The organism is Bacillus sp. cl96 (assembly GCF_900100505.1).
GTDB lineage: Bacteria > Bacillota > Bacilli > Bacillales > Bacillaceae_G > Bacillus_A > Bacillus_A cereus.
The window spans coordinates 70,448-87,345 of sequence record NZ_FNDM01000004.1 but is presented as its reverse complement, the minus strand read 5'-3'; the positions used below and the strand labels follow the sequence as shown (position 1 = coordinate 87,345).

Here is a 16,898-nt window from a genome sequence, read left to right as displayed (position 1 = left end):
CCTGTACTGAATGTTAAAATAGTTTGTTGTTCCCGTTTTAATAATATTTGAAAAAGAACTTGTAAGATATTCTACAGGTTCTTTTTATTATAATCGGTTACTTATATCATGGGATAATCACACATAAAAAACGGGACATTACCTAGATGTATGACCTAAATATCGTCCCGTTTACCTACTCTGTATAGTTATTGCAGAATTAAACCTACAATCATAATTAAACTAAATACTATCATCCAACCAAACGCACAATAGCCAAAAACTCTAATCCATTTAGGTAATTGATGCATATTAATTTTATTTGTGGGAACTCCTTGCATAGAAAACATCATTTTTTGATCTCTATCTCTATTATTTTGTTGTTCATACATAATATCATCACCTTTCCAGAACTATTGTGTTTATAGTATATCAGCCTAAATAAAATTATGTACAGAATAAGAGGGGATAACATATATATTATGTGGTGAATTTTATAAATAAAGACATTTAATTGCCATGGTTCTAAGCGCTAATCCGTTATAAATTCTGAAAAAGAGCCCTACATAAATAGGACTCTTTTTCTTCAAACATTAAGTTGCTGGATATACATCAGAACCAAGGTAACGTTCTTTTATAATTTGAAGATGATGAAGCTCATGACCAGCAATGATGTATGCTAATGCACGAACTGTAACTTCAGAATTATTCGCATTTCCTCTTTGTGACCAAGCTTCTTTATCTAAGCTTCTAAGTAAATACAGGGTAGATTGGCGAACAACTATTAAATTCTCAAGAAGATCTTGCATAGATTGCTTATCAAAAGCAGCTTTAAGAACATACATATCATCGTTATAGCCTGGAAGTTCCGCTGTCTCGCCTCGAGCAATAGATAACAAGCGATATGCCATAATACGTTCTGTATCTGCAATATGGCCGATTACTTCTTTTATACTCCATTTAGTAGGAGCGTATCGAAAAAGTCCCTCACTATCAGAAATTCCCTTTAATAAAAGATTTGTTTCCTTCATTTGTTGTTCTAGAATATATATGATATTTCCGTCTGATACCAAGTTGGTATACGTTGCATAATAGGAGTTATATTCACTTACCTTTGGTCTTATTTGCATATGAATCATCCTTTATATTTAATCTTTAAGTACAGCTTATCACAAAATACCTTCGAATTAATCTGAAAATTAGAAATTACAATTAAAAAATTCACCTACTACCTTAGTTGAAATCGTGTACTTTCACATCAATTAACAAACAGAAGAAGGATTTTTGATTTAACTCTTAGAATATCGTTCTATTACGAGTTCTTTGATATGAATTGTTTTTTTGATTACTTTTGATGATTACTAGGAAATATAGAAAGGTTGTGAAATGATTTGATGGGTTATAAAGCGATGCTGTTTGATTTAGATGATACATTACTTGATAGGGATAAAGCAGTAGAGGCATTATTTTTAATTGTTTTAGAAAAGTGTTATGAAAATGTAGATGGTGCGGCTAAAAGCAACATGTTACAGAAATTCAAAGAATACGATAAAAGAGAATATGGCATAAGTAATAAAACGACAGTTTTAGAATCATTGTTTGATGAATTCACGCCAAGGTATAGATTGCCACGCAATTACATCCAAGATTTTTGGAATAATAATTTCCCTAGATGTTTTTCAATAGACCAAAATACTATTCATTTCTTAAATCAAATAAAGAAGCACTGTAAAGTTGGAATTATAACAAATGGCTCAACTCAGAGGCAAAAAGCTAAAATATTTAACACGAATTTAAATAAGTATTTTGAAACAATCATTATTTCTGAAGAAGTGGGATTTAGTAAACCTGATAAACGTATATTCGAACTAGCATTAAATAAGTTAAATTTACAACCGGAAAATACTTTATTTGTCGGGGATGACTTAGAAAAGGATATTGCTGGTCCTCAAAATGCAAATATAAAAGGTGTGTGGTTTAACCCTCAGAAAATCAAGAATACTACCAAAATACAACCATATGCCGAGATTAACACTTTGGATAGTTTGTTAAGTTATGTTACTCCACAATATTTTTATAACAAGTAAAAGTAATCCCATATATATATTAAAAAATATAAAAAAGAGAAACTATCATTAATTTCATTGACCGTATTAGTAATAAAAAATAGATATTTACAACAAAAAATAGAGGCAATTTTAATAGCTGTGGCTAATTTAATCTATGATTAATACGAAGTTTTGTAAAACAATTTTACTCATACTGTGTAAATTATAAAGGGGTGGTGTATAGTGATAATAAAGTTATTGAATTTTGATTAAAAAAGATAAGAGCCTTACTACATTCTATATGCAGCAAGGCTCTTTAAAGTTGTTTCAAATTATATCCATCTGCTTATGTAATGCTTAAAAAATGAATAATAAAGTTGTTAATTTCTTATTAAACTAACGCCCCCGTTAGTTTAAGTGTAACTCTTCACAATTATTTGATATTATATAGATAAATAGAAATATAAATCAGAATTTAGTTTATAGTTATAAAAATAAGTTATTTATACCCTTATAATTCTTCAGAAAGGAGAGTGTATGAAAAATACTATTGTTTTTGTATTAACGATATTTATATTATTCTCAGGATTCGCAACACAAAGTTATGCGTTGTCAGATTCGAAATCTGTGGCAATACAAGCATTGCTAGATGATGCCTGTCGTACGTCAGGTGTGCCTGGAATGTCACTCTCAATACTTGCTGATGGTGAAGTGTTCTACTTTTCTTCTGGGTATGCAGATCTTGAAAAGGGACTGTCTGCAAGTGAAAATACACTCTATGAGTTGGCCTCGGTGAGTAAAGCTTTTACTGGTATGGGGATTTTGCTATTGGAAGAGCAAGGGCTGCTATCAATGACTGACCCTATCCAAAAATATTTACCTTGGTTTACGTTAAAGTATCAAGGTAAACCTGTTGATATGCAAAACCTTACACTAAATAACTTTCTTCACCATACCAGCGGCCTAACAAATATTAGACATCTTCAAAATATTCCACAAGGTAATACGCCTGATATGTTGCAAAAGACTGTGGAAACGCTGGTAGATGCAGAATTGGCGTTCTCTCCTGGTGAACAATATAACTATGGAACCGTTAATTATGACGTATTGGGTTTGGTTATTGAGATTGTATCACGACAAAGCTATGAAGACTTTATGAAGGAGCAAGTATTTCTACCCTTAGGTCTTCACCAGACGTATGTTTATAAAGAAGATGCTCAAGCCACTGGACAGTTAGCACAGGGTTACCGTTCTTCCTTTTTTATAACAACTCCATTTAACGCTCCGTATTATACCGGGAATAAACCTGCCGGCTATATCATTTCTAATACAAAAGATATGGCGCGTTGGATGGGCATACAGATGGGTATCGTGCAGGACATACCCGAAATATTTCACAGGGCCATCGAAAAATCACATAGAGGTGATATGTCTGTTTCGGCTGTCAATGATATGTATTATGCGGCAGGTTGGTCGGTAAACGTCGAACAAACGTTTATAGAACACACTGGGGGTAATCCAAATTTTAGTACCAAAGTAGCCATACTGCCAAATGAAAGAACAGCCATCTGCTTACTGAGCAACGGCGCAAATACCAATATAAACCTGGTACTACAAGTTAAAAATATATTAAACGGCAATCTAACTCAGTCATATGAGATAAGTGGCACACAGCTTTTGGACATCATTTTGTCGTCTACCACAATTATTCTTTGCCTATTAGCCGTTCTGTTATTTTTCTTAGGATTAAGAAAAGGGAAAACGAATGAGCAGCAGCCAATGACAAAAAAGAGAACAATCGTAACAATTATTTTCCTAATCGCTACTATTGCCCAGTGTATAATGTTTTTTGCCTTCGATTGGTCAACGATACTTATTTGGCAAACATATAGTGTTCTTACAGCTTTAATTTCGTCAACATTATTAACAGCAAGCATTACTTGGTTTGTATATACTCACCGATTAGATGCCTCGGTCCGAAAATAAGTACAATGTTAAGTAAATAAATCTTAATTTATCGATATCCTTAATTTAAAAAACAGAAGACACTTCTCCTAGTTAAACCCACTTGCTATTTCTTCCACTAACCTGCCTCGTTAGTAGAAGAAGGATTTTTAAACTACTATATTATTTTTTAAATGACTTTATTGTAAATTAAACAACTTTATTATCTCTGTACAGGTGGGACTATGGAAATAAAGAAAGTAGTAATCGATGGAATCAATATTGCGGTCATTAGAAACGATAAGGTATTAATATCGGATGTTCAGTCTGCATTAGATACTATGGCAACAGTTCAAAATGAGGTAGATGCGAAACATATTATTATCCATAAATCTTTAATAAGTGAAGATTTCTTTGACCTAAAAACACGGCTTGCGGGTGATATCCTTCAAAAGTTTATAAACTATAAGGTAAAGATTGCTATTGTTGGAGATTTCTCTATGTATACTAGTAAAAGCTTAAAAGATTTTATTTATGAATGTAATAAAGGAAATGACATTTTTTACTTAGCAACTGAACAACAAGCAATTGAAAAACTAAGTACATTAAAGTAATAATTATATCCTGCTAAATTCCCCCATTTCACTTAGTTCATAATTATATACGATATAGAAGAACTGATGTTTGTGGTAAACTAAGAGATGAATAAAGGGGGAGTTTTTTTGAACAATTTTAATATTATAATCCAAAATTTAAATAATATAGTTTACAAACCTAACAACTTAATGATTACGAATCTAAAAGAAGAAAAGCAAAACGCAGAATATGCCGGATGTTTATTCCACTTAAATAACAAAACCATTCGTTTTAGAAAATCAAAAGTTACACCTAATAAAATTGGTCAATTTGTTTCTTTTTGGGAGAAAGATGAAAATATGCGAAATAGAGCTTTCTCTTATGAAGCTGCTCCTGATTTATTAGTAATCACTTGTATTGCTGATAATAAACTAGGGCAATTTATTTTTCCTAAAGAGATTCTTCTTAAAGAAAAAATATTGAGAACACAAAGTCAAACAGGGAAAATGGCAATGAGGATTTATCCTGTTTGGGATACCACTGTTAGTAATCAAGCTAAAAAGAGCCAAACGTGGCAACTTCAATATTTTGTTGATTTAAGTGATAGTAATAATTTGCCTATAGATAAACTATTAAATTTATATTCGTAGCTTTTGATTTGCCACAAAAAGAAGCAATTACAGAAAAGACATTTGTAATGACGCCTTCTATTAATTTACCTCGTGAATCGTAATTTTTGTACCGGTACAGTTAAATGAAATGTACATTGTTACAGTGCCCCTTAAAATTTACAATCAGCATATATTATTTAAACTTATAAATTTTTAAGGGGTGCTAAATATGACAAGTTTACAAGATCAGCTTTTCACAAGATTAAATCTTAAAAAACGTAATGATGTAACGTTTGAAGAATTACCTACCATACTCTTTTCGTTTGCGCATACTATACCATTTGAGAATTTAGATGTTATAGCACGAAATACGAATCAAATCTCTCTGGAAAACTTACGAGAGAAAATTTTAACTAGTTCCCGTGGTGGACTTTGCTACGAATTAAATACTCTTTTTTACTATTTCTTAAGAGACTGTGGCTATGATGTACAACTGGCATTAGGTACGGTGTATAAAAACGATATAAATGCATGGGCACTTGAGGATGGCCATATAACAATTATTTTAACTTATGATAATGTACAGTATTTAATTGATATAGGTATAGCTTCGTTAGTACCTCTTGTTCCTGTACCTTTTACTGGCGAGTCGGTTTCTTCAAAAAATGGTTCGTACCGGGTGAGACAAAAAGATACGAATAAAGGAAATTATGTTTTAGAAAGAATAGATGCTGCTGGAGAATGGAAAGTTTGTCATGCTTTTTATAAACATATTATTGATGAGATAGTAGTAAATGATGTTCAAAGAAGAGTGATAGAAGATGAGAAGTCTATTTTTAATAAAGGACCAATTACAGTAAAGTTGACGAACTCTGGCCATATTTCATTAACGAATACAAGTTTAACCGAAATTATTCATGGGGAAAAAACTAAGCGTGAAATTACAGAAGATCAATATAAAGAGTTTTTATATACTTTATTTGCTATTAAGTTATGAATAATAAAGATAGCCGGTTCTTATTCAGAAGCGGCTATCTTTATTATTTTTGGTGTAAATGGTTTTCTTCTAATATGTTTCGGAAACTGCGGTATAGTTAATGTTTTTAATGTTTCCTCAGCTTCTTCATATGTATGAAAAATTGGTTCTTTTCCATCATCCCCTTGTAAAACTAGCCCTTCATCTCGGATTACATATGGCATAAAACCACCCCATCTAGTAAAGAATTATGTTCTTTTGCAGCAGAATAATACGATTTAAAGTTTGATTTTCTTAATACATATAATACACTAGAACAGTACGAAAAAGTATGTACAATGAATTTTGAATGTAAAGGAAGATTATTATGTCAGTTATTGATAAATTGAAACTTAATAAGTATACAAATATGGTCGTTATTAACGAACCAAGTGATTATGACATTTTTACAGGTAAAGAAACTGCATTCTCAAAAGGACACGATGCTATCTTTATATTTGTAGAAACGCTTGATGAAATGGTGAAACAAACGAATTTTATTATTAGTAATGAAGAATTACTAATTGAAAAAGGTTACGTATTCTTCGCATATCCGAAAAAAGGTAATGCGCGTTATAGTACGTTTATTCACCGTGATGAGATGTTTCCGGCATTAAACGTTGGAGAAGATGGTTATGTGGGAGAAAGCGATATTAAATTTGCACGAATGGTAAGTATGGATGAAGTCTTTACTGTTGTTGGTTTAAAACGTGAAAAGAAAAAAACAACAAAAACATCTGCTATGAGTCAATGTGTTGCCGATTATGCAGATCGAATTAAAGATGTTGAAGCATTATTAGCTACTCATCCGAATGAACTTAAGTTTTATCAAAGTTTAACGCCTGGATACCAAAAAGATTGGGCACGTAATCTTTTTTCTGTGAAACAAGAAAAAACTCGTGAAAAACGTCTAGAGAAAATGATAGAAATCCTTTCACAAGGCTATAAAACAATTGAATTATTCCGTAAGAAGAAAAAATAATGATTAAGGAAGTCACAATGCTGCAACAATTAATTGTGATGAGTACATTGAAAAAAGCATTCCTTCCATTATACTAAGGAATGTTCTTATATTTATATAATTAGCAAAAGAGAAAAGGTGTTTGAAATGAAATCGTATATTGTAGTTGGATCTGGAATTTTAGGAGCGTCTACTGCTTATCATCTTGCTAAAACAGGTGCGAATGTTACTATTGTGGATCGCCAACAATTAGGGCAAGCAACTGATGCAGGAGCAGGAATTGTATGTCCATGGTTATCACAGCGTCGTAATAAAGCATGGTATAAAATTGTTAAAGGCGGTGCACGTTACTATTCTTCGTTAATTCAGCAATTAGAAGAAGACGGTGAAACTGACACAGGATATAATCGTGTAGGTGCAATTAGTTTACATACTGACGAGAAAAAGTTAGATCAAATGGAAGAGCGAGCTTATAAACGACGTGAAGATGCCCCGGAGATTGGTGAAATCACTCGCTTATCAGCTGAAGAAACAAAAAAATTATTCCCAGCATTATCAGACGAATATAGTTCTGTTCATATTAGTGGTGCTGCACGAGTAAATGGGAGATTATTACGCAATGCATTAATAAGTGCTGCGAAAAAACATGGTGCAACTTTCATAAAAGGCGATGCTATATTAGTCCATGAAGGAAATCATATTACGGGAGTTACAGTAAACGATGAAACAATTTTAGCAGAAAAGGTTATTGTAACTGCAGGCGCATGGGCGAATGAAATCTTGAAACCATTAGGAATTAATTTCTTAGTTACATTCCAAAAAGGACAAATTGTTCATTTGCAAATCGAGAATACAGCCACAGAAAATATGCCAGTTGTTATGCCACCGAACGATCAATATATTTTAACGTTTGACAATGGGCATGTCGTAATTGGTGCAACACATGAGAATGATACTGGTTTTGATCATCGTGTAACAGCAGGTGGTTTACATGAAGTATTCCATAAGGCATTAACAGTTGCGCCTGGCTTAGAAAATGCTACAATGCTTGAAACGAGAGTTGGATTCAGACCATTTACACCAGGATTCTTACCTGTTATCGGACCGCTACCTAACTTTGAAGGAATTCTCGTTGCGAATGGATTAGGGGCTTCAGGTTTAACAGCTGGTCCATATTTAGGAGCGGAACTTGCTAAACTAGCGCTCGGACAAACGATTGAATTAGATTTAAATGATTATGATGTTGCTGGCGCAATTGAATAATATAGGGTACTGCTAACATTTAGGAAAAACCATGCTAAACAAATTCGACAAGAAATAATCAGTTTTTCCTCTGTTAAGAGTAAGCCTGTTTATGAAAAATAAAATTATTTAAAAATAGAGGGCCGACATTATAAACCTGCATTAATAATGTAGAATTGTGATGGCGGCTCTTTATTCATATTGATTTAAAACGTATTTTCGAGAGGAGGTTAAGTAATGAGAGCGCCATATCAAGTATTGATATTTCCTTATATAAAAACTGCCGATTCTATTCAATATGCCATTTTTAACCGAAGTGATTATGGTTATTGGCAAGGAATAGCTGGTGGCGGAGAAGACGGTGAGATTCCTATTGAATCAGCAAAACGGGAAGCGTTTGAAGAGGCTCGTATTACAAGAGAATGTCCATATATACAATTAGATTCTGTGTCTTCACTATCAGTAGAAGATGTAGTTGGAGGATTCCTTTGGGGAGAAGAGGTTTATGTAATAAAAGAATTTTCTTTTGGAGTTAAAGTCCCTACAAAAAACATATCATTATCTAAAGAACACTTCAATTATAAATGGTTATGCTTTGAGGAAGCAGTAACGTTTTTGAAATGGGATAGCAACAAAACAGCATTGTGGGAATTAAACAAAAGACTATTAAAACAATAAAAGTTTTAGCTAACAAAGATAGTAGTGGAACAAGAATTGAACCATTAACAAACCTTTGCTACACTTCTAAACAATGTTTTATAGATTTGGCATGGGTAATGAACGAAGAGAACTTGTACTAAGAAAAGCCCTATACAGTTGACTCTGAAAAAATGAAAATAATTAGAAATATTTTTATATCGTACGGTTTTTGGCTATGAATAACGGAATAAATATTAAGTATTCAACAGTTTAAATAAAACGAGTTAGCTTTTTATTTTAAGAAGAAAGATGACTCGTTTTATGCTAAAATTCGCTTAGTGTATATTTTCGTTAAAATGTGGGTGGGCCCCCTTTTAGCAAAACCGGAGTGGGAATGATGAGTATAAATAGTTTTGTGGGATTGATAAATGACGAATTATTAAAAGAGGTAAGTATCAGAAGTGAGGATGAATTCGAGCCTGTAGTAGTTAAAGATATTCCTAGACTTTGGAAGTGTTTAGGAACAGGTAATTATGCCGCAGTATTCATGCACAGAGAGTACAAAGATTGGGTAGTGAAAATTTACGTGCGAGAAGGAGAAGGAATTGAAAAAGAGTCAGAAGTATACCGAAGAATTGGAAATCATCCTTCTTATTCAAAGCTTATATATAAAGGAGAAAATTTCATAGTATTGAAACGTTTAAAAGAAATTACCTTATACGATGCTATTCATAAGGGTATTAAAATTCCTAAGCAAGTAATACTTGATATTAATGAGGCTTTAGAGTATGCGAGGGAACAAGGGTTAACTCCTTGTGATGTTCACGGGAAAAATGTGATGATGGAAAAAGGAAGGGGATATGTAGTCGATGTATCTGATTTCTTAAAAACAAAAGAAGATAGTAAGTGGAGAGACCTAGAAAAGGCATATTTCACCTTTTATTTTCCTTTCATATATAAATTACCTTTCCCGGTTAAAATACCGTATTTTATGTTAAACATTGTTAGACGTTCGTATAGAAAATATAAGAAGCTTAAAAAGAAATTCAAATTGTAAAAGGACCACATACTTATCTTTAAGTTAGATAAGTGAATCAATAGTAAAATTAGTACTGTATATTTCAGATATGTCTAATATGTACGGTACTAATTTTATAACTTCATGAAGTAATCAGTAGGCTTTATTTTCTTCTTCAAACTCTTTATTCTTTTTCTCTAACTTTTCAATTATTGACTTTAATGTAAAATCAGCGGTAGTCTTTGACAAAAAAATAAAGTACTAGATTGCTGCTGGTTAACTAGACTAGCGTAATCACTTATCACTTATCATTGTTTCACATTCATTATTTTATCTTCCATATCCTTATCCCGAGTATTGGTATAAGCGACATAACTGTATTCTATTTTGCTCATTTTTAGCTCCGTGTTATGTTTAGTCTGCTCCTCTCTCTTTGACGAACATCCATAATCCAATTGCAAAGAAAAACAAAATATAGGTGATATCTATCGCTAACGACATAAGTAAGCCAACTAATTCCGATTTATATTGTGACGTGCTCCAATAGACACTTAAATCATCATGATGAATGAATAGAATGTGTGTCCATGATGTAGATAAGAGACTACCTCCAAATATCATTTGTAAAAAGTATAGCACTAAGCTACTGCCTACTGCGATAGCAGCTGATCTCGTCCACACGCCAATCAAGGATGCTAGACTTGCATATAGGCAACATTGCAATGCGATTGCTCCAATAGAATATATAACATCCGTCATGTCGCCCCATTGTATGTTTTGGGGAGCCATCAGAAGATTCGCTAACAAAGAAACAATGCATATATTAACAATACCCGTAATGATGAGCAAAATCATCGCAGCAATTTTTGCAACATACAACCGTGAGCGCGAGGACGTATGCAGGAACAGTTGTTTCAAAGTTCCATATTGATACTCATCCGTCCAAATAAGAGGTGACAAAACAATCGCCCAAGGTAGAATAACAAGCATTCCCGATAGGCCAAGCAAAGCATTTACTATTTGAGCCACCGTATCATCAGCCTTGAGATCACTGGTGTATGCCCAAGATAACAGTACCGTCATCACAATAAAACCAATGTGTGAAAGAATAAAGATTCTTTTATTCACTATCTTCAAACATTCATTCCATAACAACTTAACTCACCTCACCACGCGCAGTTGTCCATTTTAAAAACTTATCCTCTAAACTCGTATGTGTCGACAACACCCGATGAACTTCCACCCCGGCAGCACACAATGCTCGAATCAACATTGGAACTTGCCCTTCATCAATAGCTACTGTTATAGTATGCACACCGTTAGATAATTTCTCTGTCTGCATATAATCCAATGCATGATGATCTTCCCCAAACAAGTTAACCAAAACTTCGCTTGTAAGCTCAACATTATCAATGTGAAGAGTGATACAGAATTTCCCATCATTTAAGCCATCATCAATCCTTTGCTCTGTCACTAAGCAGCCATTCTGCATAATAACCACTCGACGTGCCATCTGCTCAATCTCAGACAGTTGATGACTGGAAATCACAATTGCTACGCCCAAATCTGTCGCAATTCTATTTAAATAGTTCCGGGTTTCACGGACACCAGCAGGATCAAGTGCATTCATCGGCTCATCTAACACAAGCAACTTTGGCTTTCGCAGTAGTGCTTGTGCAATTCCCAAGCGTTGTTTCATTCCCATGGAATACGTGCCTACTCGCTGATCAAGCGCATGTTCTATGCCGGTTAGACTGGCTACCTCCAGCAACCAGTCCTTACTTGCATTTTTGTGCAAACGCTGATATTGTCGTAAATTTTCATACCCACTCAAATAAGGATAGAATGCAGGTGCTTCAATCACAGCCCCTACATTGAGGATTGCTTTAGAAAACTGACTTTTAATACTGTAACCTGCAATTTGCACGTCCCCGGCACTTATTGTGCTTAGACCAACTATCATCTTCATCGTGGTTGTCTTGCCTGCTCCGTTCGCACCAAGTAGTCCAATAATTTCTCCCGCTACCATATCGAACGATATGTCTTGTACAATCAACTTGCCCTTGATTTCTTTCGTTAGGTGTTGCACCGATAGTACTGTTTTCAATAGTCCCACTCCTTACAATATAAGTACAATCCCATTTCATGAATTCATTAAGAACAGCCTGTAAAGAAAAATCAGATTTGTCGCAACCGCACCTTTTGATTGATAAAATTTCGTTAAACCTTTTACTTCATTAACACTCATTTTCATATCATCTTATTTGTTTTCTTCTTATCCTTACTATAGAAAAAATTGGCGAATGAAACGAGTGATTTCCCTTACAAAATAGTTCGTTATCTTACAGTTTTGTCATTTTTCACATCATTTTGTGATACCTGGGATACTATCCACATCGTCATCAACTTAAGAAATTGATTCTTCCCCAAAACGGAAAAACGAGCCGAATTCTCATAAATAATTGTGAAAATGTAAAGTTCTCGTTAAGGGGGTGTCTTAAAATCTTAGCTTACTGGGCATATGGTGCTACCTCAAAATATAAAAAGATTAGGAGTGAATCCTAATCTTTTTATTTATACATATTTTTGTTAGTTATATCACTATCAATTCCAAAACGGGATATTTTGAATAAATGAAACCGTTAAAATAAGTGTTGATACGGAACCAGCAGTTACTAAAGTTACTATTTTTCGTCCATTCTGTTCTTTTGAAGGTTTTATAAGTTCTGTAATTAACAAAATCCATATTATGATAGATACTATTGAAATAATATTTATAGACATATGTAACACATCCCTTCGTGTTTTTACATAAATATTTCTGCTTTTATAAAATAAAAGCAATTTAACAAGAAAATATGTAACGCATTACAAATCAATATTTTCCCGTTAAACCACCTTTTTTAAATAGAAATACGACTGATAAAACGATAACAACAGCCTTCAAACTGCCCCAATATGGATAAATAGCATGATCTGTTAGACTAGCATATTGAAAAATATTCTCTAAACCGAAAATTCCTATCATGACTGCTAAAATGAATGAAGCTGATCCATACGTCCCGTTATGATAGAGGGTAAATAAATAGACTGCGAAAATTAGTGGTAAGATGATTTGTAGTACGATTATCATAGTTCGTCCCCCATATTATTTATAATTATATTATATACAAAATTGTAATAAAAAGGAATGCGACTTATTTGATACTAACAAAACTACTCTAATCATATTCTTCTATAAAAAGAAGAAAAAGGGGTGTACAGTTAATTGACAAAAGTTAAAGTTAGTTTACGACCCATTGTTCATAATATAAATTTACCAACCGTATTGAAAACAACAATACTTCCAGGCGAATCGACCGAAAGACTATTTATCGCAACCCAATTAGGAGAGATTTTTTACATAGGGAATGGAGTTATAAAGATATTTTTAGATATTCGTCACCTAATTATTAAATTAGGTACATTTGAAGAAGGTGTTTCTAGTAGCGGTTATGATGAACGCGGATTGCTTGGACTTGCGTTCCATCCACAATTTTATCAAAATGGGTTATTTTATCTTCATTATTCAGTAGCTGGAACTCAAGGACCAGGTGCATTTTCTGAGCAATTTAAACCGAATCCTTGTGACCCTAAAACGTTAAATTTAAAGTGGGTTAATAGAAATACGCAATATGATCACATTGATACAGTAGAAGAATGGACTTTACAATCTAATGGTCAAGCTCAAAAGCGACGAACATTACTGAATGTAAGAAGACCATTTTTTAATCATAACGGAGTCAATAGTTTAAACTTTTCACCTGAGACTGGAAAACTTGTTTTTACAAATGGAGATGGCGGATCAGGTTATGATCCATTTAATTTAAGCCAAGATGATTTAGAAATAGCAGGTAAAATAATTGAAATCGATGTAAGTAAAAATACATTTATAAATAACCCTCCTGTAGTTACACGCTTTAATGAACTCCCTTTATCTATACAAGAAACACTTACAGTAATTGCAAAAGGAGTACGTAATATAACCGGCATTTCATTTCAAAGGTTTTATAATCAATATATCAAATACGCCGGAAATGTCGGACAAGATATTGTAGAGTCTATTTTTTCATTTGTTCAATATAAACCTATACCGGTTACAGAACTTGTTCAAATGCATTTTATGAGGTTAACTCCCAATCAAGATGGGGTTATCAATTTTGGGTGGCGAGGATGGGAAGGGGATTTACCTACTTCTTTTATACGACATTGTTCTGAGAATCAGACTTTGGATGAGAGAACAATGGTTTATTATGATGAAACAATACAAACTTCAGTCAAGCGTATTCTGCCTCTACTTAGTTATTTTCATAAAGATTCTAGAACAGATAAGTTTGGAGGAACTTCACTTACAGGAGTTCAGCCATATATGGGAAATGCAATTCCAAATTTAACAGGTAGCGTAGTGTTTACTGACCTTGCTAAGAAAGAAGATTCTCGACCGCCAGTTAAAGGTGTTTTAGCCTATACTAGAGCAGGTACAGACGGTAAACATGCTGACTTTCATGCTATTGAAACCAATTATGATTTTGGTACGCAAGCAGCTTATTATATGAGTTTAGGAACAAATTTGAATCAAACTAAATTATATTTAGGAGTTTACGGTTCTATGAAAGTAACTGATTTTAATAAAGGTACCATTTTTGAAATTATTCCCTGATACGATACACACTCGTAGTTTAATAATCCAAGGAATTTATATTGTTTCAAAACGCACAATTTATCCCCCTAAAAGTCTTTTATTATATAGTAATTCATAACAAGTAGAAAGCAGCTCATAAACCACTAGTGTATGAATAATATAGAAAGTAATGAATGCGGCATCTTTAGGGGGAGATATTGATGAATTGGTTTGTACGTTATTGGTATCAACTGATGATAGAACATGATACGAGCTTTGTTCATAAAAGAAAATTGTCCCTTGCGAATAAGTTAGTACTTACAGCTTTGATGAGTACATTAGCCACCATGTTTCAAGCAGCTGGGAACTTAGTTCCTGGTATAGGTTTGCTCATTAGTCCATTTTCGACATTACCGATTTTTTTTGCTATTTTCTATTCTATTCGTGAGGGAATACTTTCTTATATTCTTACTATTTTTCTATTATTTATTATTGAGCCAAGTGAACTAATTGTCTTTCCTTTTACTACAGGCTTATTAGGTCTAGCCTTAGGAGTATCTTTTTTAAAATTAAAGAGGAGAATTTGGATTGTTTCCTTTTCAGCAACTTGTCTAATTATTGGTATTATGATTGTTCTCGATGTTTTCCGTTTTCCGGTACTTGGTCCTGCTGTTCATACAACTATGGATATAAAAATTATTTTATCAATATCTATAATGAGCTTTCTATACTGTTGGATTTATGCAGGTTTTTGCAGAATAATGATGAATAGATTATATAAAGTGTTGTATTAACAATGGCATAATGAGGATTGGAGATTGAATTCATGACTAACGTTGCAGTTAGAAGACCGAATTTGAATGATGTAGATGAACTATATTTATTTTTCCGTATCGTTATTACGAATACATACAAAAATGAAGGATTGTCACAATCATTGGATGACATAGAAAATGAAATTAACTCAAAAAAGCAGTATTTGAAAAGTGATTTTGATAGTAACGGAGAAGGTCGTTACTTTTTATTAGCAATTGATACAAGTAACGATAAAATCATTGGAACAATCGAAATCGGTCCAGCAAGTACATTGATTAATAGTTGTACAGGTGGTGTACTTAAAAATTTGTATGAAATAGGAACTGTATTCATACTTCCGGAGTATCAGAGAAAGGGAATAGGGAGTTTATTACTACATACAATGTTTCTTACATTACTTAGCAGAGGGATAACAGAATATTGTTTAGATAGTGGATATAAAAATGCGCAAAGTATATGGACGAAAAAGTTTGGAAAACCTAGCTATGTATTGAAAGATTACTGGGGAGAATCCAGCGATCATATGATTTGGAAGAAAAGTTTACATGATACACCTATAATATTTGAATTATAAAATGAAATATGCCTCTGAACATAGCTTTTCTTACTTATGTATGCTATTATTTATCTTTATAATAAAAGAGGACGTGAATGAACTTGATTAAAATTAATATTCCTGAAGCTGATGTTTCAATTACTGAACGTAAACAAGTTATTAAAGGAGACGAGCCAATCATTACTCCAATTAATGGATTTATCGATTTCCACTTGTTCCCTAGAGATAAAGGCGGCATTTTTATGTTTTACAATATTAATGACGAACTTCTTTTCGTAGGTAAAGCTCGTAAAATTAGACAACGTATTAAGAAGCATTTTGAAGATAATGTTTCACCAATTAAAAATCACCGTGATGAAGTATACCGCATTGATGCATGTATCGTAGAAGATCCAACAGAAAGAGAAATTTACGAAACATATATCATTAATGAATACAAAGCGAAATATAACGTTGATAAAGTATTTTACAAATAATCAACATTAATAAAAAGCAATCCTAGCTAATATGCCAGGATTGTTTTTTATTTAGATTTATTCTTCATATCTTTCTCCTTTTTTCAAATGATTAGCAGCAACAAAACAGATTACACCTATAAATATAAGTACAATACCAACCGTTTTATGTTTCCCCTCAAAGAAAGGAATATCTGAAATAACATTTGTCATACATAGTCCTAAAAATACAAGGATAGGGCCCACCCAAAGTAATACATTACCGAATTTTGTGTACTTCCACATAATAACCCTCCTTAACCCTCTTTACATATATATCCATAAATGAAAAGTAAATTCATAGAGAAATATAGTTTTTTTCATATCGAAAATTTAACC

General features: G+C 33.0%; 21 protein-coding genes. 13 read left to right on the top strand and 8 right to left on the bottom strand.

Annotated features, from left to right (window positions below):
• Window positions 1-188: 188 nt before the first annotated feature.
• Both BLT20_RS10615 and BLT20_RS10610 read right to left on the bottom strand, forming a co-directional pair.
• Entirely contained in the window at window positions 189-371 is a 183-nt protein-coding gene (locus BLT20_RS10615) for a hypothetical protein (RefSeq protein WP_000273235.1), read from the bottom strand.
• Window positions 372-572: 201 nt separating this feature from the next.
• Window positions 573-1,109, bottom strand: coding sequence for a DinB family protein (locus BLT20_RS10610; RefSeq protein ID WP_001167131.1), 537 nt, complete (start codon window positions 1,107-1,109; stop codon window positions 573-575).
• Between the two features lie 264 nt (window positions 1,110-1,373).
• Here BLT20_RS10610 and BLT20_RS10605 point away from each other — a divergent pair, with 264 nt between their 5' ends.
• From BLT20_RS10605 to BLT20_RS10585, 5 genes are all read left to right on the top strand, one after another.
• Window positions 1,374-2,066 carry an HAD family hydrolase gene (locus tag BLT20_RS10605; RefSeq protein ID WP_000540712.1) on the top strand — a complete coding sequence of 231 codons (693 nt, stop codon included), beginning with the start codon at window positions 1,374-1,376 and terminating at the stop codon, window positions 2,064-2,066.
• Window positions 2,067-2,564: 498 nt separating this feature from the next.
• The gene (locus BLT20_RS10600) at window positions 2,565-4,013 is read left to right on the top strand and encodes a serine hydrolase domain-containing protein (protein ID WP_000799129.1); all 1,449 of its coding nucleotides are present in this window, start codon (window positions 2,565-2,567) and stop codon (window positions 4,011-4,013) included.
• Window positions 4,014-4,216: 203 nt separating this feature from the next.
• A complete protein-coding gene (locus BLT20_RS10595; protein ID WP_000403456.1) occupies window positions 4,217-4,585 on the top strand; it encodes a DUF4180 domain-containing protein in 369 nt (122 codons plus the stop codon).
• 108 nt (window positions 4,586-4,693) lie between these two features.
• Window positions 4,694-5,197 (top strand): MepB family protein, encoded by a 504-nt coding sequence (locus BLT20_RS10590; protein WP_001058786.1) that lies wholly within the window; start codon window positions 4,694-4,696, stop codon window positions 5,195-5,197.
• A gap of 190 nt (window positions 5,198-5,387) precedes the next feature.
• Complete coding sequence (locus tag BLT20_RS10585) at window positions 5,388-6,155, top strand: arylamine N-acetyltransferase family protein (protein WP_000202745.1); 768 nt, start codon at window positions 5,388-5,390, stop codon at window positions 6,153-6,155.
• A gap of 20 nt (window positions 6,156-6,175) precedes the next feature.
• Here the strand turns inward: BLT20_RS10585 and BLT20_RS10580 are convergent, their stop codons facing one another.
• Window positions 6,176-6,358, bottom strand: coding sequence for a hypothetical protein (locus tag BLT20_RS10580; RefSeq protein ID WP_001147158.1), 183 nt, complete (start codon window positions 6,356-6,358; stop codon window positions 6,176-6,178).
• Window positions 6,359-6,501: 143 nt separating this feature from the next.
• Here BLT20_RS10580 and BLT20_RS10575 point away from each other — a divergent pair, with 143 nt between their 5' ends.
• The 4 genes from BLT20_RS10575 to BLT20_RS10560 all read left to right on the top strand — a co-directional run bounded on the left by BLT20_RS10575 (window position 6,502) and on the right by BLT20_RS10560 (window position 10,072).
• Window positions 6,502-7,155 carry a YdeI/OmpD-associated family protein gene (locus BLT20_RS10575; protein ID WP_000110849.1) on the top strand — a complete coding sequence of 218 codons (654 nt, stop codon included), beginning with the start codon at window positions 6,502-6,504 and terminating at the stop codon, window positions 7,153-7,155.
• 126 nt (window positions 7,156-7,281) lie between these two features.
• The gene (locus BLT20_RS10570) at window positions 7,282-8,397 is read left to right on the top strand and encodes an NAD(P)/FAD-dependent oxidoreductase (RefSeq protein ID WP_000844395.1); all 1,116 of its coding nucleotides are present in this window, start codon (window positions 7,282-7,284) and stop codon (window positions 8,395-8,397) included.
• Window positions 8,398-8,613: 216 nt separating this feature from the next.
• Window positions 8,614-9,054 (top strand): NUDIX hydrolase, encoded by a 441-nt coding sequence (locus BLT20_RS10565; protein WP_001202590.1) that lies wholly within the window; start codon window positions 8,614-8,616, stop codon window positions 9,052-9,054.
• Between the two features lie 358 nt (window positions 9,055-9,412).
• On the top strand, window positions 9,413-10,072 hold the full coding sequence (locus BLT20_RS10560) for a protein kinase family protein (RefSeq protein ID WP_000026538.1): 660 nt from the start codon (window positions 9,413-9,415) through the stop codon (window positions 10,070-10,072).
• Window positions 10,073-10,447: 375 nt separating this feature from the next.
• On the opposite strand, the gene BLT20_RS10555 is transcribed toward BLT20_RS10560, so the two are convergent.
• The 4 genes from BLT20_RS10555 to BLT20_RS10540 all read right to left on the bottom strand — a co-directional run bounded on the left by BLT20_RS10555 (window position 10,448) and on the right by BLT20_RS10540 (window position 13,166).
• Window positions 10,448-11,188 (bottom strand): ABC transporter permease, encoded by a 741-nt coding sequence (locus BLT20_RS10555; RefSeq protein WP_000964516.1) that lies wholly within the window; start codon window positions 11,186-11,188, stop codon window positions 10,448-10,450.
• Window position 11,189: 1 nt separating this feature from the next.
• The gene (locus BLT20_RS10550) at window positions 11,190-12,140 is read right to left on the bottom strand and encodes an ABC transporter ATP-binding protein (RefSeq protein ID WP_000859759.1); all 951 of its coding nucleotides are present in this window, start codon (window positions 12,138-12,140) and stop codon (window positions 11,190-11,192) included.
• A gap of 497 nt (window positions 12,141-12,637) precedes the next feature.
• Window positions 12,638-12,817 carry a hypothetical protein gene (locus BLT20_RS10545; RefSeq protein WP_000026315.1) on the bottom strand — a complete coding sequence of 60 codons (180 nt, stop codon included), beginning with the start codon at window positions 12,815-12,817 and terminating at the stop codon, window positions 12,638-12,640.
• A 91-nt stretch (window positions 12,818-12,908) separates the two neighbouring features.
• Entirely contained in the window at window positions 12,909-13,166 is a 258-nt protein-coding gene (locus tag BLT20_RS10540; RefSeq protein ID WP_000587696.1) for a hypothetical protein, read from the bottom strand.
• 135 nt (window positions 13,167-13,301) lie between these two features.
• On the opposite strand from BLT20_RS10540, the gene BLT20_RS10535 reads away from it, so the two are divergent.
• The 4 genes from BLT20_RS10535 to BLT20_RS10520 all read left to right on the top strand — a co-directional run bounded on the left by BLT20_RS10535 (window position 13,302) and on the right by BLT20_RS10520 (window position 16,541).
• On the top strand, window positions 13,302-14,732 hold the full coding sequence (locus tag BLT20_RS10535; RefSeq protein ID WP_000169993.1) for a PQQ-dependent sugar dehydrogenase: 1,431 nt from the start codon (window positions 13,302-13,304) through the stop codon (window positions 14,730-14,732).
• 182 nt (window positions 14,733-14,914) lie between these two features.
• The gene (locus BLT20_RS10530) at window positions 14,915-15,487 is read left to right on the top strand and encodes a YybS family protein (RefSeq protein WP_001103998.1); all 573 of its coding nucleotides are present in this window, start codon (window positions 14,915-14,917) and stop codon (window positions 15,485-15,487) included.
• A gap of 32 nt (window positions 15,488-15,519) precedes the next feature.
• A complete protein-coding gene (locus tag BLT20_RS10525) occupies window positions 15,520-16,083 on the top strand; it encodes a GNAT family N-acetyltransferase (RefSeq protein ID WP_000185966.1) in 564 nt (187 codons plus the stop codon).
• 77 nt (window positions 16,084-16,160) lie between these two features.
• The gene (locus BLT20_RS10520) at window positions 16,161-16,541 is read left to right on the top strand and encodes a nucleotide excision repair endonuclease (RefSeq protein WP_001048941.1); all 381 of its coding nucleotides are present in this window, start codon (window positions 16,161-16,163) and stop codon (window positions 16,539-16,541) included.
• Window positions 16,542-16,598: 57 nt separating this feature from the next.
• Here BLT20_RS10520 and BLT20_RS10515 read toward each other — a convergent pair whose 3' ends face one another.
• Entirely contained in the window at window positions 16,599-16,805 is a 207-nt protein-coding gene (locus tag BLT20_RS10515; RefSeq protein ID WP_000266125.1) for a hypothetical protein, read from the bottom strand.
• Window positions 16,806-16,898 lie beyond the last annotated feature (93 nt).